The 23,307-nt window shown below is 55.5% G+C and carries 19 protein-coding genes; 8 read left to right on the forward strand and 11 right to left on the reverse strand.

The window, feature by feature from the left end; genetic code table 11:
• The first annotated feature begins 12 nt into the window (after positions 1–12).
• Both J2I47_RS10415 and J2I47_RS10420 read left to right on the forward strand, forming a co-directional pair.
• Positions 13–603 carry a DedA family protein gene (locus tag J2I47_RS10415; RefSeq protein WP_207364512.1) on the forward strand — a complete coding sequence of 197 codons (591 nt, stop codon included), beginning with the start codon at positions 13–15 and terminating at the stop codon, positions 601–603.
• Positions 604–605: 2 nt separating this feature from the next.
• A complete protein-coding gene (locus tag J2I47_RS10420) occupies positions 606–1,334 on the forward strand; it encodes an SDR family NAD(P)-dependent oxidoreductase (RefSeq protein ID WP_207364513.1) in 729 nt (242 codons plus the stop codon).
• 8 nt (positions 1,335–1,342) lie between these two features.
• Here the strand turns inward: J2I47_RS10420 and J2I47_RS10425 are convergent, their stop codons facing one another.
• The 5 genes from J2I47_RS10425 to J2I47_RS10445 all read right to left on the reverse strand — a co-directional run bounded on the left by J2I47_RS10425 (position 1,343) and on the right by J2I47_RS10445 (position 6,374).
• Entirely contained in the window at positions 1,343–1,582 is a 240-nt protein-coding gene (locus J2I47_RS10425) for a hypothetical protein (RefSeq protein ID WP_207364514.1), read from the reverse strand.
• Positions 1,583–1,647: 65 nt separating this feature from the next.
• On the reverse strand, positions 1,648–2,496 hold the full coding sequence (locus J2I47_RS10430) for a carbohydrate-binding family 9-like protein (protein ID WP_207364515.1): 849 nt from the start codon (positions 2,494–2,496) through the stop codon (positions 1,648–1,650).
• Positions 2,497–2,507: 11 nt separating this feature from the next.
• On the reverse strand, positions 2,508–3,980 hold the full coding sequence (locus tag J2I47_RS10435) for a M48 family metalloprotease (protein ID WP_207364516.1): 1,473 nt from the start codon (positions 3,978–3,980) through the stop codon (positions 2,508–2,510).
• A gap of 127 nt (positions 3,981–4,107) precedes the next feature.
• Positions 4,108–5,307 carry a chromate efflux transporter gene (gene chrA, locus J2I47_RS10440; RefSeq protein ID WP_207364517.1) on the reverse strand — a complete coding sequence of 400 codons (1,200 nt, stop codon included), beginning with the start codon at positions 5,305–5,307 and terminating at the stop codon, positions 4,108–4,110.
• 107 nt (positions 5,308–5,414) lie between these two features.
• Positions 5,415–6,374: an isopenicillin N synthase family dioxygenase gene (locus J2I47_RS10445; RefSeq protein ID WP_207364518.1), complete on the reverse strand. Its 960-nt coding sequence runs from the start codon at positions 6,372–6,374 to the stop codon at positions 5,415–5,417.
• Between the two features lie 194 nt (positions 6,375–6,568).
• On the opposite strand from J2I47_RS10445, the gene J2I47_RS10450 reads away from it, so the two are divergent.
• From J2I47_RS10450 to J2I47_RS10460, 3 genes are all read left to right on the forward strand, one after another.
• Complete coding sequence (locus J2I47_RS10450) at positions 6,569–8,179, forward strand: sensor histidine kinase (RefSeq protein ID WP_207364519.1); 1,611 nt, start codon at positions 6,569–6,571, stop codon at positions 8,177–8,179.
• 82 nt (positions 8,180–8,261) lie between these two features.
• The gene (locus tag J2I47_RS10455; RefSeq protein ID WP_207364520.1) at positions 8,262–9,518 is read left to right on the forward strand and encodes an ADP-ribosylglycohydrolase family protein; all 1,257 of its coding nucleotides are present in this window, start codon (positions 8,262–8,264) and stop codon (positions 9,516–9,518) included.
• A gap of 29 nt (positions 9,519–9,547) precedes the next feature.
• Positions 9,548–10,192 carry an MOSC domain-containing protein gene (locus J2I47_RS10460; protein WP_207364521.1) on the forward strand — a complete coding sequence of 215 codons (645 nt, stop codon included), beginning with the start codon at positions 9,548–9,550 and terminating at the stop codon, positions 10,190–10,192.
• A 123-nt stretch (positions 10,193–10,315) separates the two neighbouring features.
• Here the strand turns inward: J2I47_RS10460 and J2I47_RS10465 are convergent, their stop codons facing one another.
• The 4 genes from J2I47_RS10465 to J2I47_RS10480 form a co-directional block, all read right to left on the reverse strand.
• Positions 10,316–10,828, reverse strand: coding sequence for a hypothetical protein (locus tag J2I47_RS10465; RefSeq protein ID WP_207364522.1), 513 nt, complete (start codon positions 10,826–10,828; stop codon positions 10,316–10,318).
• A 26-nt stretch (positions 10,829–10,854) separates the two neighbouring features.
• On the reverse strand, positions 10,855–12,339 hold the full coding sequence (locus tag J2I47_RS10470; RefSeq protein ID WP_207364523.1) for a SusD/RagB family nutrient-binding outer membrane lipoprotein: 1,485 nt from the start codon (positions 12,337–12,339) through the stop codon (positions 10,855–10,857).
• A gap of 14 nt (positions 12,340–12,353) precedes the next feature.
• Complete coding sequence (locus J2I47_RS10475; protein ID WP_207364524.1) at positions 12,354–15,593, reverse strand: SusC/RagA family TonB-linked outer membrane protein; 3,240 nt, start codon at positions 15,591–15,593, stop codon at positions 12,354–12,356.
• 478 nt (positions 15,594–16,071) lie between these two features.
• The gene (locus J2I47_RS10480) at positions 16,072–16,869 is read right to left on the reverse strand and encodes an NIPSNAP family protein (RefSeq protein ID WP_207364525.1); all 798 of its coding nucleotides are present in this window, start codon (positions 16,867–16,869) and stop codon (positions 16,072–16,074) included.
• A 161-nt stretch (positions 16,870–17,030) separates the two neighbouring features.
• Here J2I47_RS10480 and J2I47_RS10485 point away from each other — a divergent pair, with 161 nt between their 5' ends.
• The 3 genes from J2I47_RS10485 (at position 17,031) to J2I47_RS10495 (ending at position 21,090) form a co-directional block, all read left to right on the forward strand.
• Entirely contained in the window at positions 17,031–17,699 is a 669-nt protein-coding gene (locus J2I47_RS10485) for an HAD family hydrolase (protein ID WP_207364526.1), read from the forward strand.
• Positions 17,700–17,769: 70 nt separating this feature from the next.
• Positions 17,770–18,735 carry an alpha-E domain-containing protein gene (locus J2I47_RS10490; RefSeq protein ID WP_207364527.1) on the forward strand — a complete coding sequence of 322 codons (966 nt, stop codon included), beginning with the start codon at positions 17,770–17,772 and terminating at the stop codon, positions 18,733–18,735.
• Positions 18,736–18,915: 180 nt separating this feature from the next.
• Positions 18,916–21,090: a sensor histidine kinase gene (locus J2I47_RS10495; protein WP_207364528.1), complete on the forward strand. Its 2,175-nt coding sequence runs from the start codon at positions 18,916–18,918 to the stop codon at positions 21,088–21,090.
• Between the two features lie 21 nt (positions 21,091–21,111).
• Here the strand turns inward: J2I47_RS10495 and J2I47_RS10500 are convergent, their stop codons facing one another.
• Both J2I47_RS10500 and J2I47_RS10505 read right to left on the reverse strand, forming a co-directional pair.
• Complete coding sequence (locus tag J2I47_RS10500; protein ID WP_207364529.1) at positions 21,112–21,834, reverse strand: EcsC family protein; 723 nt, start codon at positions 21,832–21,834, stop codon at positions 21,112–21,114.
• Positions 21,835–21,951: 117 nt separating this feature from the next.
• A complete protein-coding gene (locus J2I47_RS10505) occupies positions 21,952–23,289 on the reverse strand; it encodes an alpha-L-fucosidase (RefSeq protein WP_207364530.1) in 1,338 nt (445 codons plus the stop codon).
• Positions 23,290–23,307: the final 18 nt, after the last annotated feature.

A 23,307-nucleotide genomic window follows, 5' to 3' on the forward strand; every position in this document is an offset into this window, starting at 1 on the left:
CTTTACTCGCCTATGTCACTCGAATCCATCATCACCACCTATGGGTATCCGGCGCTGTTCTTCGGGGTAATCCTGGAGGCTGAAGCGTTTCTGGTGTTGGGTGCCTATCTGGCCCACCGGGGCTATTTCTCACTGCCCGTTGTCATTGGCGTGGCGGTAGTCGCTTCATTTTCGGCCACCGAACTGTTCTTTTATCTGGGACGACGATACGGGTCGGCGATCCTGGAAAAGCGACCCAATTGGCAAAAGAGAGTTGCCCGCATTCATGCCTGGTTTACCAAATATGGTGACGGCCTGGTGCTGGGTTTCCGGGCGGTGTATGGTATGCGGCTCATTATTCCACTCACCATCGGCACTTCAGCCTATTCCCGCAGTCGGTTCACGCTCTTCAACGCCATCGGAGCCCTAAGCTGGGGATTACTCATTGGCCTGGCGGGCAACGGAATTGCGCATGCCGTAGAGCAGACGTTCGCCCATTTGCGGCGGCACGAGCTATTGGCGGTTATTGTCATGGCAGCGGTGGCAGCCACATGGGGACTTGTTCAATGGTACCGCCGCCGTAAGCTGGTTTTGCCACCAACCAATCAACATCATACAACCTGATTATGCGTTTCAAAGACAAAGTGTGCATTGTTACCGGCGGCACGTCGGGTATTGGCCGGGCTACGGCTGTTCGATTGGGGGCCGAAGGGGGTAAGGTGCTCATTGTGGGGCGTGATGAGGAAGAAGCCAACGAAGTGATTGCCGACATAAACAGCAAGGGCAGCGAGGCCAGGTTCGCCAAAACAGACATTGAAAATCCGGATGAAATAAAAGCGGCTGTTGACCAGGCGCTGGCTGCCTGGGGGCGCATCGACGTGCTCATCAACGACGCCGCCATGATGACGTTTACGCCCATCGTAGACCTGGCCATGGCAGATTGGGAACAGGTGATAAACGTTAACCTGCGGTCTATTTTTCTGTTCTGCAAGTTCTGTATTCCCCACCTCAACGGCGGGGCCATTGTCAACGTCAGCTCGGTACACGCGCACCAGTCTACGCCCAACGTGATTCCCTACGCTACCAGCAAAGGCGGCCTTGAAGCCTTCACACGGGGGGTGAGCCTGGAATATCCGATTGATAAATTACGCATCAACTGCGTGGCCCCCGGCGCCGTAGATACCCCTATGCTGTGGGACAATCCGAACGTGAAAAACGGCAAGGAAAAGGTGGAGGGCGTCATTGGCAAACCCGAAGACATTGCCGCGGCTATTTGTTTCCTGGCTGCCGACGAAGCCCGGTTTGTCAACGGCACGACGCTTGTTGTTGACGGTGGCCGCCTGGCTATGCTCTGACGGGTGTCTCAGTTCAGGTGCCGGATCACCTCTAAGATGATGGATACCAGATCGGCGAGGCGGTCGGCAAACCAGTTGGCAAGGCTGAAATCGGCGGCGCGGGGCAGGCTCAGCATAGGGCGGGGCAGTGCTACGGGGGTCATGTAGCGAACCACCAAAACGGCACCGATAACGAGCAGATTAAGCCCAACGGTCAGCGTGGTTTTGGAGGTAAACCGATCCGTGAAAAAGCGCACGATAGATTCCATAGTCAGGTTGCGATGCACACCTGCCACAAAAGTAAGTAATTTAGCTGCATCTGTAGCTAAATTACTTACTGATCGTGCTGATTAAATTCCTCAAATACAACGCGGGTGAAGCATTCGGGCAGGTGGGTATCATACACACCATGTTTGTTAAACGCCCAGGCCGGGTGTGGCTGGATTTCCTGCCCCGACGTAACCAGTTTCTGAAAACGACCAAAGAACATACGCCACTGATCGCCCGGTTGCGGGGGTAGCGAACGGCCATTGGCCAGCCAGGTCAGACTTTGCCAGGGAATGGCGATCTCCAGTGTCCAGCCCCGGTCAACGTGGGTAGGGTCATTCAGCACACCCTCTACGCGCACGGCGGTTTGCAGACCGGGCATGTCGTAGCCCAGAAACGCCCAGCGCAGGCCACGCGGATGGCGCCCCCACCAGAACGAAGCCCCCGTGCGGTCATAATCGCCGCCAAAGGTCATGGCGTTGGGCTGATGCACATCAAACAGCGGCACGTCAAACCGACCGCCTTTCTGGTAGGCATCTTTCCAGATAAAAAACACTTCATACACGGTGTTGAGGGCGTTGACTTCCAGTTCGTAGTAACAGTCGCCCCCGTCGATAAACAGTTCCAGGTCGTTGTCGAGAAACACAATCGAATCGCGCTCGGTCTGGGTAGCGGCCACAAAGGGTTCTTCGGCCCAGAACGCAACGTACAGGTTGGTATCGTCCCAAAGGGCTGCCGAACGGGTATCGTAGAGGGCCGGTCCGCCCGTTACCATGTCAACAAAACGAGGCGACCTGAGCGCCTGTTGCCAGACAGGTTTCGTCAGGTCGCCATCAATGGTGAGCGGGCCGGTGATTTTACGGCAGGTATATTGCCCGGTTTCCGATTCGGGAATGCCGTAGGGAAGCGGTTTCATACCTGCCCGTTTTATTTGCTGATTACCTTGATCAGATCACCCTGCGCCACGCGGTCATCGGCTTTCAGGCTATTGAGCACCCCCAGTTCTTCCACACGGCTGGCGGGCATACCCAATGCCAGCATGGCCTCGCGGAAGGTGCCACTGCGCGTCACGGTCTTCACATAGACGCGGTCGGGCTTGCGGTTGATTTTGTCGGGGTCGGTAAGGGTGCGAAACCGTTCGGCTACGCTCTTAAATGTGGGAAAGCGATTGGCAAAGTCAGCCGCCGATGCCAGCCCGTGCAGCGCATAAATGGCGTTGTTGTGCTGAATCAGGTATGTACCAATCTGCAGGGTGTTGGCGGCCGTTTGCTGCGTCTGTTGCTGCTGTCCCTGTTGCTGCGGGTCTGCTTTCTGCTGCGAAATAAACACCAGTGCCGGGTTGCCGTCTATGGTGGTGCGCGTGTTCTCCAACACGTTCAGGTTCAACTGCTTAACCAATGCCTGGGCGGCTTCTTCGAGCGAGTTGCCGGGGGCAGGCATCAGGATCATGGCCGACTTACCGTCTTTAGGACCCATCTGAAACTGGGCGGGCGAGTTCTGATATTGCCAGCCGTTGGGCACCGGAAACTGAAACTTCAGGTCGGGGTGGTAGAACATGTCGTTTTCGACGAAACCCTGCTTCGGGTCTTCGCCAAATACCAGGCCGTTGACCAGCTTCAGGTACTGGTTACGGTTGATGGCGTAGTTACTGGGGTTCTGCGCCTGGTATTCTTTCGCCAGCTGGTTCACCCGCGCAAAGCGGTTGCCGGGGTCAGGGTGCGTAGACAGCATGTTGGGTACGGCCTGCCCTGAGTTGTCCTGGATACGCTTGATGGTCTGAAAGAAATTGGCCATCTCACGGGCATCATAGCCTATTTTGCTCGAATAGCCCACCCCAATCTGATCCGATTCCGACTCATGGTCGCGGCTGTATTTAAGCAGCAGTAGCCCGGCGCCCTGCTGCACGGCCTGCCCCAGTTGCGGATTATAGATCGCGGCGGCAATGGTGCCCAGGGTACCAAACAATTGCTTTGTCTGCTGGCGCGAGGCGTGTTTGGCCGTGATATGGCCAATCTCGTGGCCCAGCACCCCGGCAAATTCGGCTTCGTTGTTGAAATGGGCGAGTATACCCCGCGTGAAGTAGACATACCCCCCCGGCACGGCAAAGGCATTCACCACGGGGGTGTCAACGATATAGAACTGGTATGGCAGGTCGGGGCGGTGCGAAATTTTGGCCATTGCCTGCCCTTTTTCGGTCATGAAGGCCTGCAGGGCCGCGTTTTCGTATAAACCCATCGACGCAACGATGGACGGATGCGACTCTTTGCCAATGGCAATTTCCTGCTCGGTCGACATCAGGCTGATTTCGCGTTTGCCCGACACCGGGTTGCGGGCACACGTAGACAGCGTAAACAGAGCAGCACCGAAAACAACGGTCCGCAGGGTAGTGCTTAGGTACATATAAATTTGTTGGCTGGTGAATGATACAGACCTATCAACCATTAAACATACCTAACTCGACTAAAAAAAGATTAACCGGGCTTTAAGTAGCCATCTGGTGGTCATGAATAGCCACCTATTGTATCCACTACAAAACCACACCCAGGCCTAATCCGCCCAAAATGAGCAGGTAAGGAGGAAGTTTGGTGAATTCGAGCAGCAGAATGGTGCCAGCTACCACGGCGACGAAGGGCCAGTGGGGAGCCATTGGTTCAAACAGCACAATGGCCGAGGCCGCCGTAAGGCCCGTGCTGACGGCGTTGATGCCTTCCAGCGAAGCCCGTACGGGCCGGTAGCGTTTGAGTTGGCCCCAAAAGCGGTATACAAAGAAGATGAGAAAAGTACCCGGCAGGAAAATACCGACAGTGGCCACCAGACTGCCCAGCAGCTGACCGTTGAGGCCTTCGTTGCGCATAGCCAGTGCACCAATGTAGGAGGCAAACGAGAAAACAGGTCCCGGTACGGCCTGAACCAACCCCAGCCCCGACAGGAATTCCTCGCGGGAGAGGTAGTGTTTAAAGGCCACAAACTCGTTATAAAGAATGGGCGTAAGTACCTGTCCCCCACCAAAAACGAGGCTGCCGTTGCGGTAAAAATTTTCAAACAGGCGCACCGGCAATGACTGCGACAGAGCGCCCACCACCGCCGCTACGACCAGCACACCAAACCAAAGCAGGAAATTAGCCCAGTGAACGTTCATGGGCTGATGGGTCATTTTTTCGTGCTTGCGGTAAGCAAACGAGGTAGTCAGGCCCCCAATAGCAATGGCAACAGGCGTCATAAACGGCGACCGGAACACGTAAGCAGCCAGCGCCGCCAGCAGGGCCAGCACCAGACCCGTCTGATTATGAATCACCTTACGGCCAATACGATAGCCCGCCACCACCAGAAACCCCACGGCCATAGGCTGCACAAACCGCATAAACGCCAGCGACCCGTTGTGCGCCTCCACGTAGGAGAACCCAATGGCCGCGGCCGTCATAATCAGTACGGCGGGCAGACACCAGACCAGCAGGGTGACGTAAGCCAGATTGGGGCCGCCAATTTTGTAGCCCAGCGCGGTAATGGTCTGCGTGGAGGTTGGTCCGGGCAGCAACTGGCAGAGCGCAGTCAGCTCCATCAGTTCTTCTTCCGTGAAATACCGCCGCTTGGTCACCAGCCGGTCCAGAAACATAGCCAGATGCACCTGCGGCCCCCCAAAGGTTGTCAACGCCAGAATCAGCACATCTTTCAGAAAGATGATGTACCGAATCTTACGGACAGCGGGCAACGTAGGGGCTAGTTTCAAGGGCTAAGGTTTAGGGTTCAAGGTGTAGGGTTTAATGGCTAAAGTTGGCTTACGCGAGCGTATTCTCGCGTAAGCCAACTTTAGCCATTAAACCCTACACCTTGAACCTATTTCTTCTTCAATCCTAATTCCAGCAGGCGTTCGTTGAGGAATTCGCCGGCGGTCATATCGGAATAGAGTTTGGGGTTTTCCCCATTTACGCAGTCGGGCAGGCTGGCCAGGTTCATGTCGGCCCGGGGGTGCATAAAGAACGGAATCGAATAGCGCGAGGTACCCATTTTTTCGCGGGGCGGGTTCACTACCTGGTGAATGGTCGATTTCAGGCGGTGGTTCGTGAGCCGGTCCAGCATGTCGCCCACGTTCACGATGATCTGGTCGGGCAGGGCGGTGATGGAAATCCATTTCCCATCGCGGCGGAGCACCTGAAGGCCGTCAGCCGAGGCACCCATCAGCAGCGTGATGAGGTTAATGTCGCCGTGGGCCGCCGCGCGGACAGCTCCTTCGGGCGTGGTGTTGGGGTCGAGCGGGAAGTAGTGCAACGCCCGCAGAATGCTGTCGCCATTGCGCACTTTGTCTTCGAAATACAATTCGGGCAGACCCAGATAAAGCGCAATGGCCCGCAGCAGGGTCTTGCCCGTATTTTCCAGAATCCGGTAGGTCGCCAGCGTGTTTTCGCTGAACTCAGGGTACTCGTCGGGCAGCACGTTGGCGGGCATGTCGCCTTCGGGGTCGGGCTGACCGATGTGGTAAAACTCTTTCAGGTCGGCCACCTTAAACCCTTTGGCCGTTTCCTTGCCTTTGCCAATATAGCCACGCTGCCCGTTAAGGTCGGGGCGTTCGTACTTTTTCTTTACTTCGTCGGGAGCCGAAAAAAAGGCCTGCGCCGAGTTATACAGCCGGGTAGTCAGTTGGTCGGTAAGGCCATGATTACGAATAGCCACAAAGCCAATATTAGTAAACGCATCACCCAGCTTTTGGACAAAATCAGCCCGGCGCTGACTGTCGTCCGACAGAAAGTCGGCCAGGTCGAGTGATGGTATTTCGTTATATTCAGATAAGTCAGTCATGACAGCGAGACGATTTTTTGGCCTCAAAATTACAAAAAGAGGCCGAATGTTTCTGAACGGTCCCTAACCTCAAAGTGACCACTCATAACTTGCCGCCCGTAAAAAAACATTACTTAACTGTCAGCAGTTTTTTGGCTTAATGGATTATGCGCCGGACATAGACGTGTGACAAGGTTAATCCGGCTACTCAACGCATGAAATCGCTTTCTTCCGTAACGGTAAAATCCGATGAGGTCCCCTCATTGGCGCTGATGCAGGCCGCGCTTGATCTGTCGCCGACCGGAATCATTATCTACGAGGCTGTTCGTAATGACCTAGAGGGAACCCCTCAGCTTGCCCCGCTGCAGCCCCACTCGGCTAATCCCATTCGTACATTACGCCTTGTACTGGTCAACGCCAAAACGGAACAAACGCTGGGCCTGAACCGGTCGCAGTTGCTGGGCCAGACCGTTGATGCGGTCTTCCCCGAATCCATGAATACCGATTTGTGGCAAACGGTGATTGAGGTGATCGCAACCGGCCAGCCGTGCCAGCGGGACTTCTTCTACCATATTCAGCGCACCGACACCGCAGCCTGGTACGGTCTGACCATTAAACCCGTTGGTGATGGCGAACGCGCCGTCGTTTCCTTTACCGACGTGACCGAGTTGCGCGCCGCCCGGTTGTCGCTGCTGGGCGATTCCATTCTGTTTAAGGCCCTGTCGTCTACGGTACCGGAGATGGGCGTTGTGGTGACCGATTTTTTCAAGAAGATCATTACCGCCAGTGGCGTACTACCGGGCCTGCTCCTGAAAACAAACCCCGACGAGCTGACCGGCGAAATGCTGGAAAACATGGTGTTGCCCGATTTCCGCGAAGACTGGCGCAATTACCTCGGCACCGCCCGCGAAGGCGAGGCGCACTTTTTCTCCGACCACTGGGGCGGCTGGCGCAGTGAAGTATATATTGGACCGGTATATAATGACCGGGGGGCAGTGGTGATGATACTAATCGTGTTTAGAAACGTAACCGAACAGTACCGGCAGCAGCAGGCGCTGATCCAGAGCAACGCTGCTCTGCAACAAAGCAACCAGAGCCTGGAGCAGTTTGCCTATGTGGCCAGCCATGATTTGCAGGAACCTCTGCGCAAAATCAAGTCTTTTGGCGACCTGCTACGGTCGCAATATGGCCCTGCGATTGGCACGAAAGGAGCCGACCTCATTGGCCGGATGCAGTCTGCTTCCGACCGGATGAGCACGTTGATTCAGTCGTTGCTGGCTTACGCCCGGCTTAGCGCCGAACAGAAACAGCAACCCAGTATGGTGCACCTGGAAGATTTGTTTAACGACCTTGTCTCCGACTTAAGCGTGCTGATTCAGGAACGACAGGGAGTGGTACGCCTGAAACCACCCATGCCCATTATCCCCGGCGATATGCAGCAGTTGAGACAACTGTTTCAGAACCTGCTGACCAACGCGCTGAAGTTTGTCCCCGCCGACCGAACGCCCATCATTACCGTATCGGCCCAGATTGTGGAAGGACCCAACGTACCCAACCTGGCCACATCGGCCGATTCGGTCTATGCCCAGGTCAGCGTGCAGGATAACGGTATCGGTATTGACCGGGCCAACTTCGACAAGGTGTTTGGTCTGTTTAACCGCTTGCACGGCCGGCAGCAGTTCGAAGGGTCTGGCATTGGGCTGGCCACGTCGAAGAAGGTTGTAGAAAATCACAAGGGTACTATTTCCATTGACAGTGAAGTAGACAAAGGCACCACGTTCAACGTCTACCTGCCCATGGAAATGAATCAGTTCGAGGAGCGCTAGTCATTGGTTGATAAGGTTGTAGCTATCGTAGCTTCGCGCTTTAGACTACGACAGGCACAATCGCATTTAACCAGTACACCCAATGACCAAACGCTACCTCTGCTTCCTGCTTCTTTTGGGCGCCATTACAGCGCAAGCCCAGCCCACGGCCCGCCTCAGCCGCGATGAACTCCACGACCGGGTGCTGGGTATGCTGGTTGGGTCGGCCATCGGCGATGCGATGGGTGCTCCTACCGAAATGTGGTCACGCGAGATGATCGGCACTATGTATGGCTCCGTCACGGGGCTTGACTCGATGGTGCGCGAACCCTCGGCCGAGGGCACCTGGTACATGAACCTTCCCGCCGGTGGCACCACCGACGACACCCGCTGGAAGAAGCTGACGGTGAGTTACCTGCTGACGCAACGGGGTGGCCCACTCGACGCCCGCGCCTTTGCGGGCCATATCCTGACGCAGTACCGCGCCGACGTGCAACGCCTGAAAAACACTTCCGGCGACGATCCAGGGGCATTTGAAGCCAACACCCGGCGCATGGCGTGGCTGCAGGAATGGGCCAAAGTGGCCAAACCCTACGCTGCCCAAAACTGGCCCGCCTACGTAGATGCGTTGAGTGGTTTCTACGGTGGCGAGATGACCTGCGCGGGCCTGCTCTACGCGCCGGTGCTGGGCACTCTATTTCCCGGACAACCCGAACGCGCCTACGCCGAAACCTTCCGCCTCGCCATTTTTGACCTGGGTTACGCCCGCGACCTGACCGCCCTGACCGGAGCCATGATGGCCGCCGCCATGACACCCGGTGCCACACCCGAATCGGTGCTGAACGTGCTGCGCGATGTAGACCCGCAGGGCTATTTCCAGAGCCGGCTGGTGGGCCGCATGGGCTACCGGGCCCTGGAACGGGCGCGATCGGTGGTGTACAAGGCCGCCCAGTGGACCCCGCCTGCGGCACTGAACACGGCGGGCCTGGTGTTTCCGCGCCACGGGCGGGCCGATACGCTGGCACTAGCCCGGCGGCAGTATGCGTTTACGCTGCTGGACGGGTATAATCAGGATTCGCCGATCAGGTCGGGCGAGATTTTCCAGATCACGCTCACGGCCATGCTCTATGGCGGGTTCGATTTTCTGAAAAGTCTCCAGTTCGCCGTTAACTTCGGGCGCGACAACGACACCACCGGGGCCATTATCGGGGCCATTCTGGGTGCCTGCCATGGTGCCGACAAACTGCCCAAAGACCTTGTCAATCAGGTGCTGACCGTCAACAAAAAACATACCGAAACCGATCTGGTCAAACTCGCTGATGACCTGACAGGGGTTATTTGGGCACGGCAGGGTAAGTGAGTTTATATCATCATGCTATTGTATGTTCTATGCACCTCGTCTCTGTTAATATCAGTCTTCCCCAAACCGTTAGCTGGCAGGGTCAGCCGGTTAGCACAGGGATTTTTAAACAGCCCGTGACCCATCCGGTACCCGTTGAGACAAAGCATCTCACGGGCGACGGCCAGGCTGATCTTCGTGTGCATGGCGGGCGCGACAAGGCCGTGTATGCCTACCCGCTGGAACACTACGCATACTGGCAAGGCCGCATAGCAGCAGACCTGCTGACAATGGGTGCCTTTGGCGAGAATCTGACAACCAGTGGTTTATTGGAGCAGGAAGTGTGCATCGGCGATGTGTTTCAAGTGGGTACGGCCGTGTTGATGGCCGTGCAGCCCCGGTTGCCCTGCTTTAAGCTCGGTATCCGGCTCAACGACCCGAAAGTGGTTAAACAGTTTGCGCAGTCAGGGCACAGCGGTATCTATTTCCGGGTCATGAAGCCGGGTACCCTGCAAGTCGGTGACAGTATCACCCGGCTGGCACCATCTGACCACCGGATTACCATTCAGCAAATGAATGAACTGTATTGGGCGTCAGCCAAAGACAAAAACCTTATTCAGGCGTTGCAGTCCGTTCCGTTTCTGCCTGCTTTCTGGCAACGCACTCTGCGCCGCATGACCGGTAAGGCAGCGTAAGCAGAGCAGGTAGGGCATCCGTTAGCCAGCCTCGGTGTCGGGTTTTAATCATACACCTGACCCTACAAAACAGCCGTACCCAACACAAGCTGGACACGGCTGTTTACCTGGCACATGATTGCCTTACGGCCGCACCCGCACCCGCGTTTCTATGGGCACTACGGTGGTGCCGTCGTCGAGGGTGAGCACAAAAAACAGCTGGATATCGGCATAGGTAGCGCCGAGGGCCGTGTTAGCAGGCAACGTCTTCAACTTTTTGAATGCCAGGTAGTTATCTACCGTTGTAGAAAACGTAGCCGTTTTGCCCGAGGCCGCAATCTTCGTGGCGAAGGTATTAGCCGCCGTCTTGAACGTGCTTTGGTTTATAGTGGCGTTGGTGGTCGACGCGCCCACTTGCGTGATCTCCGTAAACGCCCGCGGGCTGGTGCTCGGCAGGGTCATGGTGATCTCGATCTTACCGCCCGCCGCTATCGACGTCTCGTAGATGGGTATCCGCTCCAGGTATTTGTAGTTCGTATACGTCACCGCGTTATCAACGGCGAGCAAGTCTCTGATGCCCGGCGCATCTTTATCCTGCTGGCAGGCCGACAAACCCGCGGCCAGGGTCAATGACAATAGGAAGAGTATCTTTTTCATGATGTTAGCTGATTGACAGTGAACGACTAATCGATGTCCCACCACAGACGTTCGTTGGTTTTGGGACCGGGGTTCGGCACGTTGGGGTTCCGCTGAATTTCATTGTCGGTGTAGGGCAAACGTACCGGACGGGTACCATCGTCGCCCGACGGGTTCAGCACCTGCGACAGGGCGGGGTAGCCCGTGCGGCGGTAGTCGTCGAAAGCTTCCAGGCCAATGCCGAAGTTGGCAATCCATTTCTGGGTCATCACCTGCCGCAACTGGTTCTGTGGGCTGCCACTGAGCGTGACTACCTGCGGGTTGGCCGTGAAATACGTATTGATGTCGGCGGTGGCGATACCAGCTTTCACCATCGATGCCCGGATACCCTCCTGGTAAAACGTTTGTGCATTACCGGCCACACCCAGCGTCAGCACGGCCTCGGCCTGCATAAACGCCCGCTGGAAGTTGGTGATTATCCGTATGGGAGCCTCGCCACCCGCACCAGTCAGGTACGCACCAATGCGTGAGCGACCCGCCAGCGCGGGTGCCGCCGCAACGCTACCATTGTTGAAACCTACGTAGGCACCGCTGACGGTCGTGTAGAACCTGGCCAGGCGAGGATCCTTGTAGGCCGTCAGCGAGTCGATAAACCGCGTACTGGCCATACCGTCACTGGGGCGGTTGACGAAGTTGAACGAATAGATGGGGTTTTGCTTGCCGTTGTCAGACCCGAAACCTACCTGAAAATCAAGTGCGTTGTCGTTAAGTAATCCCGCTGATGACGCAATGGCCTCGTCGATAATTTTTTTGGCCGTAGCGGGTTCTTTCCGGCCAATGATGATCGCCAGGCGCATGAGCATGGTGTTGCCCAGCCGCTTCCATTTGGTCAGGTCGCCACCGTAGACCACGTCGTCGGTAGCGGGTTTGAAGCCCGTATAGGCCTTGTCTAACCCTTTGTCAATGTCGGCCATGCCTTCTTTAACCAGATCAAACAACCCCTGAATATTCTGGCCCGAGTTGCCCAGGTAAATGTCCTGCTGCTTGTCGAGACGGGGGCTGAGGGTGTTGGTACCCTGCAGGGCCTGTGAGTAGGGAACATCGCCCCACATGTTGGTGACGATACTGAAGGCATGGGCTTTCAATAGCTTGGCAATGCCCGCGTAGGCCGGGCTGGCAGCCTGAGTCAGATCAATAATCTGCTGCGAGTTGATCAAGGCTCCGGCATATAGCTCACCGTTCCACTGGTTATCTGATGCCCCCCGGATGTTGTAGACATCGTAGGTAGCCACCTGGTTGGCCACCCCGGCGGCATGCTGCATAAACACCTCGGCGATCCGGTTCAGGTCGTTTGAACTGGCAAAAGCAATATCATACTCAACCGTGGTGAGCAATACCGTGGCTGGCACCACAGTGGGGTTGTTGGGTGTCGTGTTGACGTCGAAAAAGGTATCGCTACAGCTTTGCAGCCCTACCGTAAGTGGCAGCGTCAACAGGGCAAAGCGAAAGAATTTTGTTTGTATAGCAGTCATTGGATGATGTCGGATTAGAACGTGAAACGGAGGTTGGCACCGTAGTTACGGGTGTTGGGTGCGCTCTGCAACTCCAGGCCACGGATATTGCCCGCGCCCTGCGTGTTTACTTCAGGGTCGATGGGGATGCCCGGCGCGAAATAGAACAGGTTGCGGCCCACAAAGCTGAGGTTGATGTTGCCAAAAGGCGTTTTGCTCAGCAGACTGGCGGGCAGGTCGTAGCCGAACGTAGCCTCGCGTACACTATAGCGGGTGGCATCATACACGTTCAGGTCGCTCTGAAGGCCAAAGCCCTGCCAGTAGGTCTGGGCGGCCACCTGAATGTTGTTGGGTACGTAGGTAGCGACACCGTCGGCGCCGGTTGTCTGGATGACCCCCGGAATGATGCGTGGTTTGTCGCGGTCGATACCCGTTTCGTAGAGTGCCCCCGCCGAGCGTAGCTGACCCACCGTAAACGACACGATCTGTCCACCCTGCTGGGTATCGAGCAGCACGCCGAAATTAAAGCCTTTGTACCGAAACGTGTTCTGAAGGCCAACCAGATAGCGCGGGTTGGGGTTCGAGATCACCTGCCCCGACTGCTCTGGATTCCACAGGCCCGACGTAGGGTTGATGATGTACTGCCCGTTGTACTGCGCGGCATTGGCTACCGTTGAGGTAGTGGCATCGACCCGCGGTTTTTTGTTACCGATGATCACGCCGTAGGGCTGGTCTTTCACGATGCTGGGGGCCGTACCGATAAAAGAACTCCCCGGAATGTTGAAGCTCGCCACCCCGTCGATGATGTCCGTGATCAGGTTGCGGTTCAGCGTGTAGTTGACCGTTACATCCCAGCGGAAATCTTTTGTCCGAATCGGGGTGGCCGACACCAGGGCTTCGATGCCTTTGTTGGTCATCCGCCCTACGTTGGTGGTGCGGGTGGTGTAGCCGGTGCTGGCTGCCTGTGCCACGTTCACGATCATGTCGGTGCTGATCGAGTTATAGAGCGTGAGGTCAACGCTAAACCGGTTGTTGAACAGACCGATGTTTGTGCCCACCTCATATGACGTGGTAAATTCTGGCCGCAGGTTGTTGCCCGACCCAATTCGGTTGCTGACCGAAAATGCGCTCAGGCCATTGATCGGAAACGCGATGTTAGCCACGTTGTTACCCAGGCCTGTAGATACGTACACCGTGTTGAGCAGGTACGGATCAGCGTCTTTGCCCACTTTGGCCGCTCCACCCCTGATTTTCAGGTATGACAGCGTCGTTGACTTCAGGTTTGGAAACATGTCGGTCAGGATGACGTTGCCCGACACGCCGGGGTAGAAATAAGTACCGTTCGAAATGGGTAGCGTCGACGACCGGTCGGCGCGGCCCGTTAGTTCCAGAAAGGCGAAATTTTTGTAGGAAAAACTAGCCTGTGCGTAGTATCCCACCAGCCGCCGCAGGGTGCTTGACTCAGACGTATTGTTGGCGTATACCGTAGCATTGCTCAGGTTGAAAAAGCCTGGCAGGGTCAGCGTCTGTCCGTCGGCGTCGATAAACTGGCTTTTCCGCTGGTTCACGTTCATGCCCAGGCGGCCTTCCAGGTTCAGGCCTGGAATGAGCAGGTCCTGCGTCTGGCCGCTCAGGATCAGGTCGCTGTTCAGTTCCTGCCGGTAGTTGGTAAATTCCGACACGCCCCCCGTTGGTACCCGCGCCGAACCAAGCCCGAAAATCTGCTTCCGGCGGTCGGTGTAGGTGTCGATACCAGCCCGGTAGTAGAGGTTCACACCCTTGATGATGTCGTAGCTGAAATTGATGTTGCCAATGATCCGGTCTACGTAGCTGTTGGTCGAGTTCTTTTCCAGCGACCAGATCGGGTTTTCGGTGGTGCCGATAAAGAAGTTCCTGTTGTTGACATCCTGATACGGCAGGTTGGTGAGGTCATAGCTACGGGGCACCGCCGTGAGTGTACCAAACGCCGACCCGCCGTTGCCCGTTAGTGAGTTGCGCTGGTTAGTGTAGATGTAGTTGACCGACGTACCCACTTTCACCTTGTTGTTCAGTTGGGTAGTACCGCCAAAGCTCACGTTGGTACGCTGAAACTCCGACTGCCGGACAATGCCTTTCTGCAAGGTGTTGGCAATGGTTGCATTGTAGTTGCTGCGCCCATCGGCCGAGGCACCACCCACGTTGATCGAGTTGTTCAGAATCTGGCCCTGATTAAAAAAGTCACTCACATTGTTGGGGTATGCCTGGTACGACGTTGTGGTTGGAATCGTGCCCTGATAACCCGTTGGGGTGGCAATAAGCGGGGCGGGGTCCAATTGGGTTGGCGTGGCCGCATTCCGAATCAGCAGACCATTGTCGAGCAGCGGCGTGGTACCGAATTTTGGTCCCCACGAGGCCGTCGACAGGTTATTGAAGATGCCGAGCGACCCCTGACCGTAGTCGTTCTGGTACTTCGGCAGGCCATACACATCCTGGTACGTAATGCCGGTGTTGACCGAGATCTCATTTTTCTTCCTTAACCCCCGACCCGACTTGGTTGTGATCAGAATAACGCCCGACGCTGCCCGCGAGCCATACAGTGCCGCCGCCGAAGGGCCTTTCAGCACGTTGATCGACTCGATGTTGTCGGGCGGTATGTCCAACCCGCGGTTCGACGATTGCGGCCCACCCAGTGTGCCGTTTGGTCCGGCGTTGGTGCGGTCGACATCGTTACTGATCGGAATACCGTCGACAATAAACAGTGGCTGGTTGTTTCCCGTAAACGACTGAATACCACGAATGTTGATGTTTGTTGACGAACCCGGTTCGCCACTGGCACCGGTAATCTGAACCCCGGCAATCTTACCCTGCAACGTATTCAGAATGTTGGGCTCGCCCTTTTGTGCCAGCTTATCCCCGTTGATCTCCTGGGTGGCGTAGGACAGGGTCCGTTTGTCGCGCTCGATACCCAACGCTGTTACGACCACCTCCGATAAGTTGTTGGCGTCATTCTTCATGACCACGTTGATCGTCGTCCGGTTACCAACAGCTACCTCCTGCACGGCGTAGCCAATAAACCCAAAAACCAGCCGCCCGTTGGCAGGTAGGGTAATGCGAAAATTGCCGTCGCCGTCGGTGGTGGTACCACGACTGGTACCTTTCACCTGCACGCTCACCCCCGGCAATACGGCGCCATCGTCTGACGATGTTACGCGACCTGTAACGGTTGCGTCCTGTGCCCATGCTGGCAGACAGCACAATAAACACAACCACGCAACACTAAGTAAAAATCTAGCCATACTGTTTTGAAAATAAAGTGTTTGAGAAGACGACACAATAAATAGCAATAATACCAGTTAAGACCCCTGAAACAAAAAATACTTTGGCAGTTTATATCATATGTAAAATTTTCATCGGAATCATTAATAAAATGGAGAGAATTTGATAGGCCGAACAGCCGCAAGCCCGAAATGAATAAATTTAGCCTATCTAATTTATATTCAGTGGCTTATAACTTATCACTACTCATCTATATAGCTATTTATAAAATAAGTATAAACTGAAGTAGCTCACCAATGATTAACAGAGTATCATCCAGATCGGGTGGTACGCATGCTCAGATAATTAGTGAATCGTGCGTCTCGCTGTTACCCAGACAGGAGAACCAGACAGAGCGTAATGAGCTAAAGCCTGAACATGCAAACAGGTGTAACAAAAACGACCAGTCCATTTACGGACTGGTCGTTTTTGTTACACCTGTTCAGACAAGTGGTCTGGTTACTGCATCGGCGAGTAATCTGTTGGCTTCATATACACCGATTCTACTTTCGTAGTGATCGGGCCATTCTTTTCCGAATCTGCTTTGACTTTTTCCCAAACAGGGTCTTTGCGGAATTCGTCGAAGTGTTGTTTGCCGGCGGCTTCGCTGGGGTGGGCCAGAATGTAGAGCAGTTGGGGTTGCTCGTCGGCGTTTTTGGGTTGCGTCATCCAGTAGGCAATGTTGGTCATGCCATGTTTGGTGAACAAGGCCCTGGTATGGTCGCGGAAGCGGGCAATCAGGTCGGGCATTTTGCCAGGATGAGTGCTGTAGGTGCGCAGTTCAAACGTGCGTGGCGGCGACTGTTTGCTGGGTTTCACCACCGGCGACAGTTCGGATTCGGTCATGAAGATTGAGGTGACGTGGTCTACCAGTTTGCCGTTGGCTTCGGTTTTGGCCACCACGGCTTTCCACTCCGGATCGGCCCCAAAATGCTTCCACGACGTGTCGCGGGCGGCTTTGCTGGGGTAGGCCAGGATGTAGATCAGTTCTTTACGGCTGGTATCGGTAGGGGTCCAGTAGCCAATGTTTTCCATACCATGTTTCTCGAAAATCTTGGTCGTGTACTGCCGGAACCGGTCAACGATAGCCTCGTATTTGCCGGGCGTGGGGTAATAAATCCGTACCTCATAGTACTTCGTCGAGGGGGCCGACGGAGGGGTATTGGCGGGGCTACCGGGGCCACCAGCCAGGGCAGTAAGTGTGGCCGAACACAGCGCAACGGCCGATAAGGCAAACATCATCAGGGCTTTTTTCATGGAAAGATGGTTGACAAACAGACCACAAATTACAACCATCTATCGAACAATCAGGGGACGGGCGGGGTAATAGTGGACATTAGACGCTGGATATTGGCTATTAAACAACGTCTGAAGTCCGATAGCCAACGTCCAGCATCCAACGTCCAGTACTCAACGTGATGACAACCAAGCAATCTCCGCTGTACTTCCTCTTCGACATGGATGGTACACTGATCGACAGTAACCCCACGCACAAAGAAGCGTACACCCAGTTCTTTGCCCGGTACGATATCAAACTCACCGACGACGACTTTAAGGAGCACATTTCGGGCAAAATGAACCCGGAGATCATCCCCTATTTTTTCGAGCAGAAAGGCGAAAAACTCGATGACAAACGCCTGCAGGAGCTAACCACCGAAAAAGAGACGCTCTACCAGCAGCTGATGGCCCCAAAACTGGCTCCCGTGGCTGGGTTGGTCGATTTCCTGACTGCCGTTCAGCAGGCCAGCATCCCGATGGCCCTGGCCACCTCGGCCCCGATGATGAACGTCGACTTTGTGCTGGATGGGCTGCGCATCCGCCAGTTTTTCCAGGAAATCGTGACCGACGCCGACGTGCAGCAGGGCAAGCCCGCCCCCGACGTGTTTCAGGTAGCTGCCGAACGGCTGGGAGCCAGACCCGATCAATGCGTGGTGTTTGAAGACTCGGCCAAAGGCGTTGAATCGGCGCAAAAGGCAAAGATGAAAGTGGTAGCCCTCAGCATCAGCCACGAGCCCGAAGCCACCGACAAAGCTGACCTGGCCATTGATGATTACGTGGGTCTGACGGTGGAGAAAGTAAAAGGGTGAAAGAGCGAAAGGGCGAAAGAGTGAGCGTAGGTTAGTATCTTTCACCCTTTTACTAGTTCACTCTTTCGCTATGCTCAGCCGCGTTGCCAACTCGATCTACTGGATGAATCGCTACATTGAACGGGCCGAAAACTATGCCCGGTTTATGAGCGTCAACTTCAACCTCGCGCTCGACTTGCCACCCAACGTGCCACCGCAATGGGAACCCCTGCTCATTGCCACCGCCGACAAATACGGCTTTGACCAGCACTACCAGGAGGCCACCCGCGAAACCGTCATCGAGTACCTCACCTTCGACAAGCGGAACCCCAACTCGATTGTGTCGAGCCTGAATTTTGCCCGCGAGAACGCCCGCACGGTGCGCGAAACGATCTCGAAAGAGATGTGGGAAAACCTGAATCAGCTTTACCACATGGTGCGCGAAACGGGTAATCATGCCGACTGGAGCCTGGGCCGCACACAGGAGTTCTTCAACGAAATCCGCAACGGGGCGCAACTTTTCTACGGCATCATCGACGCCACCATCACCCGCAACGAAGCCTGGCATTTTGCCCGCGTAGGCCGCTTCACCGAACGCGCTGACAAGATCACCCGCTTCCTCGACGTGAAGTATTTTACCCTCCTGCCCCACGGCGACGGTGCCAGCAGCAGCACCCTCGATCTGGTGATCTGGACGGCGGTGTTGAAGTCGGCGTCGGCGTATAATATGTTCCGGCAGCAGTACCGTAACCTCACGCCCGCCAACATTGTGGAGTTCCTGATTCTAGACAAGCTCTTTCCCCGCGCGGCGGCGCACTGCATCCGGCAGGCCGAACTGTCACTCTACGAAATATCAGGCACGCCCATTACGCAGGGGTTCGGCAACAAAGCCGAACGGGCGTTCAGTAAACTACGTAACGAACTGGAATTCACCGTAGTCGATGACATTTTCAAGACGGGTCTGCACGAATTTCTCGACCATTTTCAGACCCAAACCAACGAAGCCGGCACCGCCATCTACCAGACATATTTTGATCTGAAACCAGTGGAAGGATAAAAAAGGGTTAGCGTTTTGGTCTACGGTTTTTAGTTGCTCCCCTTGGGTGAGTGGTAGGCGATGAGTGGTTCGTCGTCAGAAATAATCGGATCGAACAGAAAGCAATACATGCTTGTTCACTGACCGAAAACGTCCAGACTAAGCTCTATCAGCTTATCGCTTATCCCCATAGCAACCGTTATGACCGGCGATCAATTGCCCTTTGATTCCAGTAAGAAACTTACCGAGCAACTCGATATTGATTTTGCTCTCCAGGCAGCCGAATTGGGCGTCTGGGAAATCAACCCGACCACCAACCAGGTCCTCTGGGACGAGCGCTGCCAGGCGCTGTTTGGACTCCGGCAGGCAGACACGATACCCTTGCAGGAAACGCTTCAGTATATCCACTCGGATGACCTCGATCATGTATTGGCGGCTATTCAACGCATCACCACGTTCCCCTCAGATAGGCTTTTCGACCAAACTTACCGCACCGTAGGAGCCGATGGCGGAAAACTACGGTGGGTACGCTTTTGGGGGCAAGCCAAGTTCACGCCTACCGGTGACTTGTACCGCTTTTCAGGCATCGCGCAGGAGGTTACCCAGCAGGTGCTGGCCCAGCAGGCTCTGGAGCGACAGCAGGCCCAGCAACGCTTTCTGCTGCAACTTTCTGACGCGCTACGCTCCCTGACCGACCCGCTGACGGTGTATTACCAAACGGCTTGCTTAGTAGGCGAATATTTAGGAGCCAATCGGGTTGGTTATGCCGAAGATCAGGGCGATGGCAATACAATTGTGGTGCTGCAGAACTACGTCAACGGCGTACCCGATTTGCAGGGCACTTACCAGTATGCAGACTATGGTCCCTTGCTGGACGAGTTTCTGGCGGGCCGCACGGTCGCCCGGTCAGACATTGCCAATGATCCGAGCCTGACACCCGCCCAAAAAGAAGCCCATCGGGTGCTTCATTTAGGGGCCACGCTGAACAAACCCCTGCTTAAAGATGGCCGTTTGATGGCTGTGCTGTTTATTCATTACCAGCAAGCTCATCACTGGTCGGCTGACGAGCTTAGTTTACTGGAAGGGGTGGCCGAGCGACTGGTGGTTGCTGTGGACCGGGCTATGGTCTACGAAGCCCTGCAGCAGAGTGAACAGCGCTTCCGCATGATGGCCGACTTGCTCCCCCAGGCCATTTGGGTAACTGACGCGGAAGGCAATACGGAATTTTTGAATAAATGGTGGGAGACCTACACCGGCATGCCATTTAATTCCGCATCGGTCTGGCAAATTAGCGCCGACATTGTGCACCCGGAGGATCGCTCGCGCCTAATAGCGGTTTTTCGGCAAGCTATAGAGACGGGGATTCCGTTTGACATTGAACACCGGAACCGATCGGCCTCTGGGGAATACCGCTGGTTTCTCAACAAAGGCGAACCTTACCGTGACCCGCAGACGGAGCAGATTACCAAATGGGTGGGCATGGGCATAGACATTCATGACCGCAAGCGGGCCGAGCACCTACTTCAGCAGAGCGAAGCCCGTTACCGACTACTAGCCGCCGACCTGGAACAACAGGTGCGGGAGCGGACTCTGGAATTGACGGCCACCAATACCGATTTGCTTGAATCGAATGCGTTGCTGGTGCGTTCCAACAAGAATCTGGAGCAGTTTGCCTACATCGCTTCGCATGATTTACAGGAACCCCTGCGTAAGATTAAGCAGTTTGGCGACCTGTTAAAAAAGCACTTCACAGACTCAAATAGCCAGGAGCTGGTATACCTGGAACGGATGCAAACGGCAGCCAGCCGCATGTCGACGTTGATACATGATCTGCTCAGCTACTCGCGCATTGCTACTCACCGGGAGTTAAGCACGCTGGTCTCCCTGGATATGGTCGTTGAGCGGGTGCTGAATACCCTGGAACTGGTGATTGCCGAAACGGGTGCCGAGGTGCAGGTTGACCCCCTGCCCACCCTCCTGGGCGATGCAACCCAGCTAGGTCAGCTCTTTCAGAATTTGCTCAGCAATGCGCTTAAGTTCCGCCGCAAAGAGGCGTCGGACGATTGGATCAGGCCGCTTATCGAGATTCGTGCGCAGTTGGTGAGCAGTGATACGCTTCCGCCTTCCTTCAAACCAGCCCGGCTTTCACCGGCGTATCACCTGATCCAGGTCTCGGACAATGGTATTGGCTTCGAGGAAAAATACCTGGATCGTATTTTTCAGGTGTTTCAGCGGTTGCATGGCAAAAATGAGTTTACCGGTACCGGCATTGGGCTGGCCATCTGTGAAAAGGTCGTCGCCAATCACGGGGGACTCATCACGGCCACCAGCCAACCGGGTAAAGGAAGCCACTTTTCGGTGTATTTACCGGCCTGAAGGGCAGCGTTTCACCCTCACTTATCGCTCAGCCAGTACCCGCATTCGGTACGCCATTACGGCTACGTTGCCCAGTTCGTCGAGCAGGCGCCAGTTGGCCCATACGCCCACCACGGCCCCAATGCCGGGCACGAGTTGCAGCATTTTGGCCAGGTCGATGTAGTCGCGGTATTCCTGCTGAAACGTGAGCCAGTCGAACTGATTGATGTCTTCGGGCAATGTTTTGGCATGAGCATCCCACTGCTCCATTTGCCTAAAAATTTCCTGTCGGCGGCTTTGGCTGGAGAAGGCTAGCTGGAAGATGTAGAGTATGTACAGCCGTTCGCGGTAGTCCGATACGTCGTGACCATAGAGCGCGGCGATGTCGTATAACAGCTTCATTTTCAGGCTCAGGAGCAACGGAAAATCGGCCAGACCCACCAGAAATCCCGCGGCACCCGTCAGGCCACCTTCGGCAGCCCCCACGCGTTTGTACCACTTGATCCGGGTCTTCACCTGCCGTTCGCGGACTTCCAGCACCTGCTCCTGCAAGGGCTTTGGCGCTACGTATTCCGACCCCAGCAGCACCGCCCGCGTCATGTGTTTGATCGCCGCCGTAACCACCGCGTGGACTTTGTCGGGAATAAGCCGGTTCATCCGCACCTGCACCGACTTCGCCACCCTGTTTATCAGCGACGGCGGCTTCCGCATCTGCTCAGCCCAGATGTCCAGTTCATGTTGCGCGGCCTTTTCGTAGGGGGTCATTGTTCAAGGGATAATGTACAATGAACAATGTACAATGAACAATGGGCTGACGCACGAGTACGCTTGCGTCAGCCCATTGTACATTGTTCATTGTACATTGTTCATTGTTCATTAATTCTACTCCCCCGCACTTGCCTTGTAAACGCCCACTTCGGCGAGTTCGACGGGGCCTTTGGCGTTGGTGATCGTGACGCGGATCATGGATGAACGAACCGCCGGAAAGCGGAGCAGGCGTTTGTAGCCCACGGTGGTGAATGGCTTGATGAGTTGCCAGGTTTTGCCATCCCAGTATTCGACTTTTCCGTCAATGATTTGCTGTCCATCGGCGATGTTCTCCTGCAAACTAATGCGGTCAAATTCAACCTCATTTTTCAGGGCTATTTCCAGCGATTTACCGGGCGTCAACACACTGTAGGTAAACAGCTTACCGTCCGTTTGTTTTGGATTATTGCTGACCAGATTCGTGCGGAATGTTTCGTCCAGAATACGTCGGAATTCGCGGATGCTGACTACGTCCGAATTAGCCAGGAGGCCTTCGCGGTTGGGCGGAATATTGAGCAGCAGCAGGCTGTTGCGGCCAACGGATTCGTAATACAGATTCACCAGATTCTTCGGCGACCGGACTTTGCCATCTTCCGAGGCGTGGTAAAACCAGCCGGGCCGGATGGATACGTCGGTTTCGGCGGGGAGCCAGACCGTACCGTTGGCATCACCCCGGTTCAGGTAGGCGGCGTCGGCTTTTCCCGGAGCCAGGCCCGTCGTGTCGATGGTCGACCAGCAGGTTTCGCCCGCGTTGCCTTTCTCGTTGCCCACCCAGCGCACGTCGGGACCGGCGTCGGAAAACATGACCGCGTCGGGTTGAAGCTGACGTACCATAGCCCAGTACCCGGCAAAATCGTAGGTCATATCCTTCGCGTTTTCGCCTTTGGCCCCGTCGAACCAGACTTCGGCAATGGGGCCGTAGTTGGTGAGCAGTTCGCGCAGTTGGGCCTTGTAGTAGTCGTTGTAGGCGGCGGTGCCGTAGCGTGGTTCGTGGCGATCCCAGGGCGAGAGGTAGACGCCAAATTTCAGCCCGTATTCGCGGCAGGCGTCGGCCACTTCGCGCACAATATCGCCCTTTCCACCCTTGTAGGGGCTATTTTTCACTGAATGATCCGTCATTTTTGATGGCCACAGGCAAAACCCGTCATGGTGTTTGGCGGTCAAAATAGCCATCTTAAACCCGCCCGCTTTCAACGCCCGCACCCACTGCCGGGCATCGAGTTTGGCAGGGTTGAATACCGCCGGATTTTCGGTACCGTCGCCCCATTCCTTATCCGTAAACGTGTTGACGGTGAAGTGCAAAAACGCCGTGGTTTCGCGCTGTTGCCACGCCAGTTGCCGGGCGGTGGGCCTGGGTTGCGCCAGGGCTACAGGCACACTAAGCGTAAGAAAAAGTAGCAGGGGTATGTTCATTATCTGGAAAAGATGGTC

The sequence above is a fragment of the Fibrella rubiginis genome, from assembly GCF_017353185.1.
Classification (GTDB): domain Bacteria; phylum Bacteroidota; class Bacteroidia; order Cytophagales; family Spirosomataceae; genus Fibrella; species Fibrella rubiginis.